Raw genomic sequence first — 13,744 nt, forward strand, 5'->3', positions numbered from 1 at the left:
CCTTGCCTTGCACTTGTGTGCAGAATGCACATCTGTTGCACTAGCAACAAACTTTAACCAGCTAGAATTTATCGATAAAATTTTGGCATGAGTCATGCTTAAGCCAGGGCATGAACAATGCGGCAACCTTCATCTTTCTCGTTCTGATGGCCCTCCTGCTGAAGCGGTCGCTGCTCTCCACCCGAGAGCCTTCAGCCGCCAGAAGGGAAGAGCAGGACAACGACCAAGTCCTGCGGCCTGCTCCGGTGACGGGCCGGCCATCCAGGCAACACCGGGCGGCAAGGCCGCACACCCGGCGCACAAAGCCCTGAACACACCCCAAAAACATCCTGCACCATCCCCCTCCTCATGGTGAACCCCCCAACCGAGAAGAGCCGCGCAAGCGGCTCTTCTCCTTTGCCTGCCCGGGCGGGGCGGATAAACCGAAAGCAAAGTGCAGAAGAAAGCACAACCACAGGAGTAAAAACCTGCACATTGCACAATCGTTGCTGTAACAACAATTTGCAACATACTGAAATAACGCCTAAAAATGTTTGGCACAGGAGATGCTAAGAGTGTGTATGCACGACGCAGCAACATTCATTCTCATCATCCTGACCGCCGCCTTGTTGCGGCGGTCCCTCCTCTCCTCCCCGGATGCCTTCTCCGGCATCCGGGTAGGCGAGGGAGACAAGCCTGGCTTCAGGACTCCGGTTCCAGTGGCCGTCCGGGTGAAAAGCCCCCACACCGCCCGGCGCCCGCAATCTGGACCCAGAGTTTTTTAAGCATACACCACACCTCCTTGAACGCAGATCCTAACCTCCTCAACCAGTGAACCCCCAAACAGAAAAGGGCCGCGCAAGCGGCCCTTTTCCATGGCGTTGTCCCGGCTCGAAAGCAGCCTGTCAAGTACCCGCAAACCTCGGTTCGCCGCTTACTTGCCGACCTTGGCCTCGCGGACAAAAGCGGAGCCTGCCGTAAGGGAGCGGATGTGACGCTGGAGCACCAGCTCCACCTCACGCCGGCTCTCGGCAGAATAGACTACAAGCTCCACCCCATTGCGTTCAATCACCAGCTCAAACATATGCTTCCTTCCTTAGATGCTTGCGTCATCGGAGCCGGTCCGGGCCACGGAACCGGACGACACGGACGGCTCCGCATCCGGCTGGCCCGCGCTCCCGGAAACTCCCTTGCCGCCGAAATCGGCTGCCACCACTTTTTTTCTGACAGGTCCGGCGTTCCCGCTCATGGACACACAACCCTCCACGACTGCTCCGCGCTCCACCGTGAGCACGGGGGTGTGCAGACTGCCGTTGAGCACCGAGGTCGCTTCGAGCACGGTGTGTTCAGTGACCACCACATCGCCGTCGATACGGCCGCACGAGGTCAGCCTGCCCACCCGGACTGTGCCTGTGATGTGCGCCTTGCGCCCCAGGACCAGATCGCCCTCGGTGGAAATCTCACCATCGAAACGGCCGTCTATGCGTACGGCGCCCACAAAGTCGAGCTTGCCGCGGTACTCCGTGCCAACGCCCAGGAATGCGTTCAGCTCGGTGTTGTCTGTCTTTTTTTTCGAAAAAAGGCCCATCGCTCACCTCACAGCTGTGCGGGGAATGCGGCGCATCCCCTCGGAGCCGATCATATCGGCGTCAACCGGACTCTTCTATACCCCCGGCCAGAGCCAAAGGCCACATCTTTTTCGCAACCACGCCGCCCCAGGCTGTCCATGCCCGGCCTCTCCGGCGTTGCCCGCAAAAGCCTAGCCGCGCCGATGCGGACGCGGGCGAACGCCGAGAATCCGCCGCAACCAAAGGATCAAGCCGCCTGCCGCGAGCATGGCCGCATCGCGGATCATGGCCCTGGCCGTCTCGCCAAGGCCATCGGAGGGCGGCGGGGGCGTGATCCCCGGCGGAAGCCCTGACGGGCCGAAGCAGCCGCAGTCCACATCAAGCCCCAGGTGCATGGCCCAGGCCAGCACGCCCATGAACACCAACAACTGTGCCACAACCAGCCCCAACGCCCCGCGGATGTCGAAAACCAGCCCGGCTCCGGTGACCACTTCCACTGCGGGCAGCACCCTGGCCAGGGTCTTGGCCGTGCTCCAGCTCACCAGCCCGTAGCCGTCAATGGCAGCGGCAAAGGCCATGGGGTCCATGAGCTTGAGCACCCCGGCATACACGAACGCGCCTCCCAGGCCGAGCCTGAGCGCGAGATACGCGCCTGTCATCAACGTCTGTCTGGTCATGAATCGCCGAATCCTCCTTAGCCCAGGGGCGCTTCGGTTATACGGACAATCCCCCTGGTGCGCAATTCCCCTGCCGACGACAACCCCGGCCAGCAACCACCTGCAACGCCATGCAACCGGCCACAACCGCGCAGCAACAGAATCCCGATATTGTCTAGAAAATATCAAGAATTTCAACCACAACCGCCGCAGAGAGGAAAAACTCTTTGAAATTAAGCAGATAAATAGAGATTTTTCTTGAGATGACGCGATTTTTTTTGTACTCCAATGAAAAACAACAAGGCAACACATCAGGGGGAACAAGCAATGAGCGGCAAGAAGGTGCTGTCTGTGGCCGAGATCGCAAGGGAGCTGGAGCTGCCGGAATCCACAGTCCACTATTGGAAGAATCGGTTTGCACAGCACCTGCCCAGCGTGGGTCGAGGCCGGCAGAAGCGCTTCAGGCCCGAGGCCGTCGAGGTCTTCGGCACCATCTCGCGGCTGCTCAAGGAAGGGCACACGGCCCGCGATGTCATGGACCAGCTCTCCCACGACTACCCGCTCCACGCCGACGCCATGCCACAGGGCGTCTCCCTGCCCCCCGCCATGGCTGCCAGCGCCATGGAATCGGCCATGGAGCCCGCCATGAAAATGGCCGCGGCCATCGGCCTGGAAATCGCGCGGAGCGTGGGCGAGGGCGTCCGCAGCGTACTGGCCGGGAGCGATTGCGGCAACGGCGCCGATGTGGCCGAGGTTCGCCAGGGACTGGAGGACGCTGCCCGGCGCATCACCGCCCAGATGGAGGAAACCCATCAGCTCAAGGCGGAAAACGAGCTGCTCAGGGAAAAGCTCAAGATCATGGAGGCCGAGATGGTCCGGTTGCGCAAGGACCGCCGCGAGATGGAAAAGTACCTCCTTGACAAGATCCGTTCCGTGACTACCTAACTCCGCGTGGCGCTGACCGCCGTCAGCGCCCCACCCACATATCATTTTCGCGTCCCCGCCGGGCCGAACGCCCGGCGGATCTTCGCGCACAGCACGTTTCGGAGGACAACCGCATGGGCAAGAAAACCACCCACAAGTTCAAGGCCGAGGTCAGCCAGCTCCTCGACATCCTGGTCCACTCCCTCTACACCAACAAGGAGATATTCCTGCGGGAGCTCATCTCCAACGCCTCGGACGCCCTGGAAAAGGTCCGTTTCCTGACCACCGCCCAAGGCGGGCAGGACGACACCCCCCTTGAAATCCGCATCGAGGCGGACAAGGACGCCAAGACCGTCACCGTTACCGACACGGGCGTGGGCATGACCCGCGACGAGCTGATGAAGAACATCGGCACCATCGCCCACTCGGGAACGGCCGAGCTGACGAAAATGGCCACCGAGGGCAAGGAGTCCCTCGATACCCTCATCGGCCGCTTCGGCGTGGGCTTCTACTCGGTCTACATGGTGGCCGACGAGGTGGAAGTGACCACCCGCTCCATTGAGCCGGGCGCCAAACCCATGGTCTGGACCTCGGACGGCAAGACCGACTACAAACTCCAGGAACTCGAAGAGGACGGCGTGGCCCGCGGCACCCGCATCGTGGTCAGGCTCAAGGACGATCTGGCCGGGCAATTCGCCAACGCGGCGCACCTCAAGTCCATCATCAAGAAGCACTCCAACTTCATCAATTTCCCCATCCATGTGGACGGCGAGCGGGTCAACACCGTCACCGCCCTGTGGCGCGAGCCCAAGTTCCAGATCACCAGCGAGCAGTACGCCGAGTTCTACAAGTTCCTGACCTACGACGCCGAGGACCCGCTCGACACCCTGCACACCTCGGTGGACGCGCCCGTGCAGTTCAACGCCCTGATGTTCATCCCCAAGGCAGGCGACGATCCCTTTGGCATGAACCGCGAGAACAGGGGGCTTGATCTCTATGTCCGCCGCGTGCTCATCGAGAAGCAGAACAAGGATCTTCTGCCCGAGTATCTCGGCTTCATCAAAGGCGTGGTCGATACCGAGGACCTGCCCCTGAACATCTCCCGCGAGACGCTTCAGGACAACCTTCTCCTGCGCAAGATCAGCTCCACCCTGGTCAAGCAGGCGCTGGACAACCTGGAGAAGATCGCCAGGGACGACGCGGACCGCTACGCCGAGTTCTGGCGCGCCCACGGCACTCTCTTCAAGGCCGGATACATGGATTTTCTGAACAAGGACAAATTCGCCCGGCTGGTGCGCTTCAACTCCTCGGCCAGTGAAAACGCCGAGGGGCTGACCTCCTTTGCCAACTACCTTTCCCGGGCCAGGGAGGGGCAAAAGGAAATCTATTACGCCTACGGCCCAAGCCGCGAGGCGCTCGGCCTCTCCCCCCACCTGGAAGTCTTCCGCAAGAAGGGCATTGAGGTCCTCTACCTCTTCGAGCCCATCGACGAGTTCGTCATGGACGCCCTGCGCGACTTCGACGGCCACGCCCTGGTGGCGGCCGAACACGCGGACATGGCCACCCTCGACGGATTCGAGAACCTGGAACGGGACCAAGAGGCCGCCCCCCTCAGCGACGACCAGAAAACGACCCTGGACAGGCTGCTGGCCCGCATCAAGGAAGCCCTTGGCGAATCCGTCACCGAGGTCAGGGTCTCGCGGCGGCTCTCGGGCTCGCCCGTGTGTCTGGCCAACCCGGACGGCAACGTCACCAGCTCCATGGACAAGATCATGCGCGTCATCAGCAAGGACACCTCCATCCCGAAGAAGGTGCTGGAGGTGAACCCGGACCACGCCCTGGTGCGCAACATGCTGACCATCTTCGAGCAGGACGCCGACGACCCGTTCATCGGCCAGGCGGCCAACCAGCTCTTCGAGTCCGCCCTGCTGCTCGAAGGCTACCTGACCGACCCCCACGCCCTGGTGGGCCGGGTTCAGGACCTGCTGACCAAATCGAGCGGCTGGTACGTGGATTCCAGAAAGTAACGGCCGACAACGACCGACAGACAACAAGGCCCCCCGGCTCAATACGCCCGGCGGGGCCTTTGTCGTGTCCGCCGGAATGGGCTGCCTCGGCTTGTCCAAAGCCGCCGGGGCTGATAGGAAGAGACTGACGAAAGACACCCACCGCCTGGAAGGTCGCCATGCTCAAAGACACCCCATACACCCTGGACAGCGTGGTCCGCATGCTGCTTGGCGCAGCCTTTGTGGCAGGCCTTGTCTGGATGCTCGGCTACCTCTCGGGCGTGCTCATCCCCTTTGTGGTGGCCCTGCTCCTGGCGTATCTGCTCAACCCGCTGACCAGCCGGGTGGAACGCGCCGTGCGCAACCGCTGGCTGGCCGTGGCCATCACCGTGGCCGGGCTGGCCGCCGTGGCCACCGGAGTGGTCTGGCTGCTCTCCCCCCTGGTGGCGGCGGAGTTCGCCCACATGGGCCGGGTGCTGGCCGATCTGGCGGGCAATGCGGCCCTGGCCAGACGGGCAAGGGAATACCTGCCCGACGAGGTCTGGGTCTGGGTGCGTACCATGGCCGGGGACGAAAACGTGCGAGCCCTCTTCACCAGCGACGGCGCGGTGGAGGCCATGCGCCGAGTGGCCGGAACCCTGCTGCCCGGCGTCCGGGGCGTGCTCTACCGCACCCTGGACCTCTTTGCCTGGGTCCTGGGCCTGGGGGTGGTCCTGCTCTATGTGATCTTTCTGCTGGCGGACTTCGCCAGAATCCGGGAGCGCTGGCAGGACTACCTGCCCGAGCGCTACCGGGCCGGAGCCGCGGCCTTCATGCAGGAATTCGAGCGGACCATGAGTCTGTATTTCCGGGGACAGATGATCATCGCCCTGCTGGTGGGGACGCTCCTGTCCGTGGGGTTTGTCCTCATCGGTCTGCCCATGGCCGTGATGCTCGGCATGTTCATCGGCATCCTCAATATCGCCCCGTATCTGGGCACCCTGGGCATCGCTCCCGCCGTGGCCCTGGCCGGGCTCTCCTCGCTGGAGGCGGGCCAGCCGCCGTGGATCGGCATCGTCCTGGTGCTGCTCGTCTTCGCCGTGGTCCAGGCCATCCAGGAGATCATACTCATCCCGAGAATCCAGGGTGAAAACCTGGGCCTCTCGCCCTGGCTCATCCTGCTTTCCCTGTCCATCTGGGGCAAACTGCTCGGATTCCTCGGACTGCTCATCGCCCTGCCTGCCACCTGCCTGTGCCTCTCCTACTACCGCCGCATGCTGGCCGGCCGCCGCCCCCTTGACGACGAGAAGGGCCAGCCGCCCACCCCGCAGCCGGACGACACAGGAGAGACGCACGGCTGACAACGGCGCCTTGCCCGCCCAGGCCCTGCCAAAAGACTCATTGCCGCGAATCGCCGCACTCCACGGTCGCGGCGTCCTGGCTGATCGACTCGGGGGCGGCGTGTTTTTCCCTTGGCTCCTGCTCGAAGGGGAGCAGGCAGTAGAACTCGTTGCCGCGCCCGTCGTGGCGGTAGCCCACGCTGCCACCATGCAGCTCCACAACCTGACGCGCAAAGTAGAGCCCCCTGCCCGTGCCGCTCTCCCTGGCCACATTGTCGGCCCGGAATCCGGGCTTGAACACGGCCATGGGATCGTCCAGTCGCAGGGGGGGGCCGGTGGTGATCACCCACAGCCGGATGGCCGGACGGCCCGGTCCGTAGTAATCCTTGAGCAGTTGCCAGCCGTAGGAAAGAAACTTGCCCCGGCCAACGTCGGGAAGGGTTCCGGGCTCGGTGTACTTGACCGCGTTGGAGAGGAAGTTGGCAAAGACCTGGGCGATGAGGCCCCGGTCCATAACCATGCGAACCTCCTGGTCCGGCGCACCGCCGAGCTGGTAGCCGATCTGCACGTCCCGGTCCTCCAGGGCCTGACGGTAGCGCTCCAGCTGCGGCTCCAGCACCCCGGTGCGCAGGTCCACCTCGCGCTTTTCCAGCACATAGCGCCCCTCCTCGAAGTGGCGACGGCGCAACAGGGTCTCAAGGAACATGGAGGTGGTCTCGTAGTGGCGGTAGATCTCCTGGTACTGGGCCTCGATGGCCGCGGCCGTGCGGGCCAGCCGCTCGCCCTGGCGCACGCATTCCCCGTCGGCGCAGCGGGCCATGTGGATGAGCACCCCTTCGGTGGTCATGTGCAGTTCCTCGATCTGCCGCTTGAGCCGGTTGAAATAGAGCTTGAAGTACATGTTGGGCACAATGACGTTGTGCCCGATGTCCTGGACCATGGACTTGATGAACCGCAGATGTTCCCGGTTTCGCGAGCGGATGATGCGCTGATGGAGCTGGTAGCCCACGCGGTTGACGTATTTTTCAAGAAACAGGCACTCGTGGCCCTGGGTGTTTCCGCAGGGGTGGAGGACAAAGGAGCCGAGGATGTTGTGGGGCGGCTGAAAGGGAAGCATGTCCGCATAGTGGGGATTGCACCGGATGGGGATGTGCAGGCGGTCCCCGGAGAGGATGACATGGTGCGTCAGCTCGTGGTCCCAGGTACGCACCGGCTCAAAGGCGCATCGGTCCGTGGAGCAATCGGCCAGGGCAAAGGTCTCCTCGTCCTCCAGCAGATAAATGGAGCTTTCAAGACCGAAGAGAACCCTGGGGATCATCATGCACACGGCGTAGAACATGTCCCGCCCGCGCACCTCCTGGGCCAGCTCGAAGAAAATGTTCAGGGCACGCACCTGACGCAGGGTGAAGTCGTACCCCTCGTAGTCGTCGAGCTTTTCCTCGATGCGCCGGACCACATACTCGAACCGCTCCTCGTCGGAGTCGAAGTCGAGCCGGGTCCTGGCTTCCTCGCGCCGGGAATCGTCGGCGAACCGCATGCGGCCTCCCTGTCTGCCGGGCCGTTGTCCGCATCGGACCATGGCCCACGATTGCGAACAATATACGTCCTGCACAGCCCGAAGACAAGCAATGCGCGAAAAAACCGGCGAGAATCATAAAAAACGCTTGCGCAGGAAGTAGACGAGCATGCCTGCGCCCACCGCCCCCATGATCGCCAGGGAATAGTAATACCCGTAACGCCAGGAGAGTTCGGGCATGTATTCGAAGTTCATGCCGTAGACCCCGGCGATGAAGGTCAGCGGGATGAAGATGGTGGCGATGACCGTGAGAAACTGCATGACCCGGTTGGTCCGCATGGAGAGGAGCGATATCTGGTAGTCGATCATGGACTTGAGGATGTCGTGGAGCGTGGTGGCCGCGTCCACGGTCTGCTCGTGATGCCCGGCCGCGTCGCGCAGAAAGGGCAGCACCGGCTCGGGCAGGTCCGCATCCTCGCCCAGCAGGGCCTTGAACATTTCGCGCATGGGCACCAGCTGGTTGCGCAGCAGGAGCACCTCTCGCTTGAGGGTGTAGAGGCGCCCCAGCAGATCATCGGTGGTGCGGCCCTCCAGACGGGCCTCAAGGGCCTCTGCCAGCTCACCGAAACGGGTCAGGGCGGCCATGTTGCAGTCCACCAGCACATCGAGAATGGCGCACAGAAGATACGCACCTCCCTCGGAGCGCAGGCGCCCCTTGCCCTTGCGGATGCGGGCCAGTACGCCGTCGAGCAGGTCGTCTTCGCGCTCGAGGAACACGGCCACCAGATTGTCGCGCCAGAACAGACTGACCTGTTCGCTGACCAAGCTTCCATCGATCTCGGCCAGATGCTTGAGCACGACAAAGGCGGTCTCGTCGTCTGCCAAGGTGAACTTGGCCCGCTGGCCCGCGTTCATCACATCCTCCAGAGCCAGAGCGGGGAAACCGAGATCAGCGCCCACCCGGCGGATGGTCTCGGCATCATGGATGCCCACCACCACCACGAGGTTGACTCGATCCGGCGCAGGGGCGATGCTCTCGCCAGGGTCCAGCCGCCGTTCCATGAGGGCGTCCCGGGAGTAGGCGCACACCTCGACGAAGGGGGCGAAGTCGCGCCCCTCGCCCGCATAGATCAGGGAGCCCGGAGGGCTGTCGTGCTTGACGCGCATCCAGCGCAGGGAATCGAACATGGGCGCCTCCCTTGATTTGTCATGGGCCTGGGTTCCTGCTATCAAAATATACCGACGAAACCACCTATGTCCACGCGGGAGTTTTCATGGATGCGCTGATCCTCCAGATTCTTGATAATCCCCAGTTGGTCAAGGTGGCCCACACCGTGGCCCTGGCCCTGACCCTGCTGGTCCTGGCCCGCATGGCCCGGTCATTTGCCACCCGCCGCGGCAGACCCGTGGCCGAGACGCCCCACGCCATCAAGTATGCGACCATGATCGCCTTTGTCGTCGGGCTGGTCTTCATCTGGTTCGAGGGATTAAGCCCGGTCTTCGCGGCCCTGACCTTTGTGGCCGCGGCCCTGACCATCGTGTCCAAGGAGTTTATCCTCAACTTCCTCGGTTCCTTCGTCATCTTCTGGCGCGAGCTTTTCGCCATCGGCGACAGGGTCCAGGTGGGCGAGAACGCGGGCGATGTCATCGCCAAGGGCGTGCTCTACTTCACCCTGCTCGAATCCGGCGGCTGCGGCACCACGGGCCACAGCACGGGCAAGCTGGTCAAGGTGCCAAACGCCCATGTCCTGACCCTGCCCGTGGTCAACCACACTCGGGGCGCGGGCTACCTCTGGCACGAGCTGCGCCTGACCCTGACCCCGGCCAGCGACTGGCAGCGGGCGCGCTCCATCCTGCTGGACGCAGCCGAGGCGTACCGGGAGTCGCAATCCATGGACCTCGACAAGATCCGGGCCGCCTTCGAGCGCCGCTCGGTCTATTTTCGCGAGATGACCCCCCGGGTTTATGTCACCGTGGCACCGGGCGGCATCCGCCTGACCCTGCGCCACCTCTGCCGCACCCGCCTGATCCGCGAAAGCGAAGACTTCATAATCACCCGCGTCCTCGGCCACCTCGCCCCGGGAGAGCTGGAGCTGGCAGCGATGCAGACAGAGTAGGGCTACCGCTTGAGGCGGTCAATGAGGGCGGCCACGCCCATGGTGGTCAGGAACCAGCCCATCAGGATGTGCAAGACCTGATACCAGCCCAGCCACCAGACCCGGCCGTCCGGCACCCAGCGGTTCTTCTGCTCCAGATCGACCAAGGGCAGAAAGGTGTCCAGGGAATAGATCAAGGCATGAAACGGCGGATGCCCCTGCGCCCCGTCCAGGGCCGGAACCATGGCCCCCTGCCCGCCCAGGCCAAACAGCAGCCAGCCCAAAGCCACCATGCCCAGCGCCAGGTACAAAAGCCGCTGCGGCCGATAGCCGTAGCCCACCACCGCACCGAGAACGTGGTGCCAGATTCCGGGCAGGAAACCGTATCCCGGCAATACCGCTTCGCCCGATGACCGGAAAAGACGCTTGAGACCAGCCGCCATGTCGCGCCGATAGAACCTTGCCAGCCGCCTGTTCTTGGCGATGAGCACCTTCCTGGCCTGACTGCCAAACCCGTTTCGCGCATACACCGCCGCCAACTGCTCATAGGGCTGGGGCCGGTATTCGTCATCCGGCTGAAGGTCGAGCCAGGCGAGGCGCTCGGCAACGTCCTTGGTGGCTTCATCGTGGATCGCCTCATAGGTGAATCCGTTCAGGCGCACATTCCCCTTGTCCGGCCATGCCCCATTACCATCGCAAAGCACATTGACCGATGTCCCGATCAGCGAAAGGGAGCTTCCCGCCTCCCATATGTTATCGGCAAGATGCAGCTTTCTGTGCAGTGAGCTGTTTTCGATTTTGACACGCCCGTCAACGGCCATGCCATTGCAATACACGGCACCAGACAGGGTGACGGCTTCAAGGTTCAGAGCGTCGCCGCCTGAATTTTGGAAGCTGCCGCCAGTGCACTCAAGCTTCCCGCCTATGGATGAGCCCACAAGGCACACTTCGCCCTCTGCGCTGAAGCCTTTGTTGAGAAAAACCGCCCCAGAAACCTTCATGCGATTCGTGCTCAGCGCGTACCCGCCGGCATTGTCAAAAGTTGCGCCACTGCACTCCAAGTCCCCACCGATGCTCGCTCCCAGGAAACGGACCTCGCCACAGGCGGTGAAGCCCTGTCCAAGGAAGACATCCCCGGAAACCCCCATGCCATCGGCGCTCAACCATCCGACATGGGAGCGTGAAAGACGCAGCAGGCCCAAGGAGGCTTCCCGAAGATTCAGGCCCTCCGACACATGGCAATGGAATAGATTAACCTGCCACGGGAACCGCGCAAAGGACGCATCCAGCACCCCGGTCAACCTCGCCCCGACTACAGTCACGCCCCGGTGGGTGATCAGCTCCCCCACCTTTCTGTCCGTCAGCAGCCAGGCCACGCACTCGGCGGGGAGTTCTGGCAAATCGGCGGTGGAGGGATCAATGTCCTCCAAGTCGTCAAGGAAGATAGCCATCCCGTCCATTTGAATATCCAGAAACAGCTTTTCCTCAACCTCGGTCAGGTCGCCAAATCGCTCTTTCGCCAGTTTCAGCAGGGTCATGGTCTTGCTCGCCTCGTTTCTGGTTGCCCGAAATGTCGATTCCCCGGCGCTTTCGCCCTCTTTCGATATGCAACATTGCATGCCAAAAGGAAAGCCCGCCCCGCCACCCTCGCCGCCGCGCCATTTACTGCCGACCCGATTTGTGCCAAGGTCCGCAAAACCCGCGCAGGGGAGCGAGACGCATGGAAAAGATCATACTGGTGCATGTGACCGGCAACGACAGGCCAGGGCTTACCGCCGAGCTTTCGGAGGTGCTGGCCGGATTCAATGTGGACATCCTCGACATCGGCCAGGTGGTCATCCACAACTTCCTGACGCTTGGCATCCTCGTTCGGCTGCCTCACGACTCCCAGCCCGTACTCAAGGACCTGCTCTTCAAGGCCCACGAACTGGGCGTGACCATGAAGCTCCACCCGCTGGCCGAGTCCGACTACGCCTCCTGGGTGGGAGAGGCAGACAAGCAGCGCCACATCATCACCCTGCTGGCCCGGTCCATCTCGGCCGAGCAGATCGCGGCCATCACCGCCGTGGTCAGCGAGTCGGGCCTGAACATCGACACCATCCATCGCCTCTCCGGCCGAGTGCCCCTGGCCGGTCGGCCGGCACAGAACTCCCGCGCCTGCGTGGAGTTCACCGTGCGCGGCACCCCCCCGGACATTGCCGCCCTGCGGGCTAAATTCCTCGACATCTCCGCCGAGCTGGTAGCCGACATAGCGTTCCAGGAAGACAACATCTTCCGCCGCAACCGGCGTCTGGTGGCATTTGACATGGACTCCACCCTGATCCAGGCAGAGGTCATCGACGAGCTGGCCAAGGAAGCCGGGGTAGGCGAGCAGGTGGCCGCCATCACCGAAGCGGCCATGCGCGGCGAACTGGACTTCAAGCAGAGTCTGCGCAAGCGCCTCTCGCTGCTTGAGGGGCTCGACGAGTCCGTGCTGTGCCGGGTGGCCGAGCGGCTGCCCCTGACCGAAGGAGCGGAAAGGCTTATCTCCACCCTCAAGAATGTGGGCTACAAGATAGCCATCCTTTCAGGTGGGTTCACCTATTTCGGCAACATTCTCAAGGAGCGGCTGGGCATCGACCATGTCCACGCCAACGAGCTGGAGATAGTGGACGGCAAGCTCACGGGCCGCGCCCTGGGCGAGATTGTGGACGCACAAAAAAAGGCCGAGCTGCTCCAGGCCATTGCCGACCAGGAGGGCATCAGCCTGCAGCAGGTCATCGCCGTGGGCGACGGGGCCAACGACCTGCCCATGCTCAACCTCGCGGGCCTCGGCATCGCCTTCCACGCCAAGCCCAAAGTCAAGAAAGGCGCACGCCAGGCCATCTCCAACCTCGGGCTCGACTCGATCCTCTATCTCATAGGCGTCCGCGATCGGGATGTCCGCTAGGGACAGGGAAGCGGCGGAAAAAGAGGCCCGGCCGGGCCGTGATGCGCTCCAAGCCTTGATCCGCAAAGCCCCGAGAACGCGGTTTTGACAATCCCGCCACATCCGGCCTGAAACGGTCAATGCCCCAGGACCGTCAGTCGGCGGGAAAGGGCGTCTTCCTCAATGCTGACAAAGGCAGCCCATCGCTCAAGGCAGATGCCCGGCATCGGCTCGGGCGGAGCCAGCTCCTCGTTGGCCAGGGCCACCTCGGCAACCACGGCGTCTGCGCGGACAAAAACCAGACTCCACCTGCCCTGGCGCACGGCCGGGGAATAGGCCAGCCCGAAGCGGTTGCGCAGCTCGGGCACATGCCCCGGCCCCACGAAACAGACCGCATCCCAGTCATGGTAATCAAGAAAGGCGTCAAGGGAAAAAGGCTCGCCCGGCCGGTACTGCCCGGCTGCCAAGGCCTTGCGGAACCGCTCTGCCACGTAGGTGTCGGTGTAGTCCAGGGACAAGGCCACGCCCACGGCCAGGGCCAGCAGAAAGAAAACGATCACGGCGCTGCGGCTTCGCGTCATGCGGGACCTCCTTGGTACGGGAGACAGCGCGGTCCGATAAAGCATAGGACCCGGCCGGACCGCGGTCAACCCGTCCAGCCGCCCGGCGGAAAGCTTCTTGTTTTACATTTATGAAAAGATTTTGCAAAATTTGCCACTTTTGTTAAGGGCAAAATGCACGTTCTTGTGGAAAGCAAGGAAATTCGGCCGGA

Annotated in this window: 12 protein-coding genes; 5 read left to right on the forward strand and 7 right to left on the reverse strand. The window is 62.8% G+C overall.

The annotated features are described in order from the left end of the window. Nucleotides 1–913: 913 nt before the first annotated feature. The 3 genes from GKC30_RS14885 to GKC30_RS06650 all read right to left on the reverse strand — a co-directional run bounded on the left by GKC30_RS14885 (nt 914) and on the right by GKC30_RS06650 (nt 2,224). Complete coding sequence (locus tag GKC30_RS14885; protein WP_196772831.1) at nt 914–1,063, reverse strand: hypothetical protein; 150 nt, start codon at nt 1,061–1,063, stop codon at nt 914–916. A gap of 12 nt (nt 1,064–1,075) precedes the next feature. Beyond that, complete coding sequence (locus GKC30_RS06645; protein ID WP_155933310.1) at nt 1,076–1,567, reverse strand: bactofilin family protein; 492 nt, start codon at nt 1,565–1,567, stop codon at nt 1,076–1,078. A 171-nt stretch (nt 1,568–1,738) separates the two neighbouring features. After that, nucleotides 1,739–2,224: a MauE/DoxX family redox-associated membrane protein gene (locus tag GKC30_RS06650; RefSeq protein ID WP_155933312.1), complete on the reverse strand. Its 486-nt coding sequence runs from the start codon at nt 2,222–2,224 to the stop codon at nt 1,739–1,741. Between the two features lie 306 nt (nt 2,225–2,530). On the opposite strand from GKC30_RS06650, the gene GKC30_RS06655 reads away from it, so the two are divergent. The 3 genes from GKC30_RS06655 to GKC30_RS06665 all read left to right on the forward strand — a co-directional run bounded on the left by GKC30_RS06655 (nt 2,531) and on the right by GKC30_RS06665 (nt 6,473). Further along, nucleotides 2,531–3,148: a MerR family transcriptional regulator gene (locus GKC30_RS06655; RefSeq protein ID WP_155933314.1), complete on the forward strand. Its 618-nt coding sequence runs from the start codon at nt 2,531–2,533 to the stop codon at nt 3,146–3,148. A 113-nt stretch (nt 3,149–3,261) separates the two neighbouring features. After that, a complete protein-coding gene (gene htpG / locus GKC30_RS06660) occupies nt 3,262–5,154 on the forward strand; it encodes a molecular chaperone HtpG (protein WP_155933316.1) in 1,893 nt (630 codons plus the stop codon). Between the two features lie 158 nt (nt 5,155–5,312). After that, nucleotides 5,313–6,473 (forward strand): AI-2E family transporter, encoded by a 1,161-nt coding sequence (locus tag GKC30_RS06665; RefSeq protein WP_155933318.1) that lies wholly within the window; start codon nt 5,313–5,315, stop codon nt 6,471–6,473. Nucleotides 6,474–6,510: 37 nt separating this feature from the next. Here GKC30_RS06665 and GKC30_RS06670 read toward each other — a convergent pair whose 3' ends face one another. Beyond that, complete coding sequence (locus GKC30_RS06670) at nt 6,511–7,989, reverse strand: sensor histidine kinase (protein WP_155933320.1); 1,479 nt, start codon at nt 7,987–7,989, stop codon at nt 6,511–6,513. Nucleotides 7,990–8,103: 114 nt separating this feature from the next. Continuing rightward, nucleotides 8,104–9,156, reverse strand: coding sequence for a magnesium/cobalt transporter CorA (gene corA, locus GKC30_RS06675; protein ID WP_155933322.1), 1,053 nt, complete (start codon nt 9,154–9,156; stop codon nt 8,104–8,106). 86 nt (nt 9,157–9,242) lie between these two features. On the opposite strand from corA, the gene GKC30_RS06680 reads away from it, so the two are divergent. Next, the gene (locus GKC30_RS06680; RefSeq protein ID WP_155933324.1) at nt 9,243–10,085 is read left to right on the forward strand and encodes a mechanosensitive ion channel family protein; all 843 of its coding nucleotides are present in this window, start codon (nt 9,243–9,245) and stop codon (nt 10,083–10,085) included. A 2-nt stretch (nt 10,086–10,087) separates the two neighbouring features. Here GKC30_RS06680 and GKC30_RS06685 read toward each other — a convergent pair whose 3' ends face one another. Then, nucleotides 10,088–11,602, reverse strand: a complete 1,515-nt coding sequence (locus GKC30_RS06685) for a hypothetical protein (RefSeq protein WP_155933326.1) — start codon at nt 11,600–11,602, stop codon at nt 10,088–10,090. A 182-nt stretch (nt 11,603–11,784) separates the two neighbouring features. On the opposite strand from GKC30_RS06685, the gene serB reads away from it, so the two are divergent. Then, nucleotides 11,785–12,993: a phosphoserine phosphatase SerB gene (gene serB / locus GKC30_RS06690; RefSeq protein WP_155933328.1), complete on the forward strand. Its 1,209-nt coding sequence runs from the start codon at nt 11,785–11,787 to the stop codon at nt 12,991–12,993. A gap of 116 nt (nt 12,994–13,109) precedes the next feature. Here serB and GKC30_RS06695 read toward each other — a convergent pair whose 3' ends face one another. Beyond that, complete coding sequence (locus GKC30_RS06695) at nt 13,110–13,553, reverse strand: hypothetical protein (protein WP_155933330.1); 444 nt, start codon at nt 13,551–13,553, stop codon at nt 13,110–13,112. Between the last annotated feature and the right edge of the window lie 191 nt (nt 13,554–13,744).

It is taken from the genome of Pseudodesulfovibrio alkaliphilus (genome assembly GCF_009729555.1).
Taxonomy (GTDB): Bacteria; Desulfobacterota; Desulfovibrionia; order Desulfovibrionales; family Desulfovibrionaceae; genus Pseudodesulfovibrio; species Pseudodesulfovibrio alkaliphilus.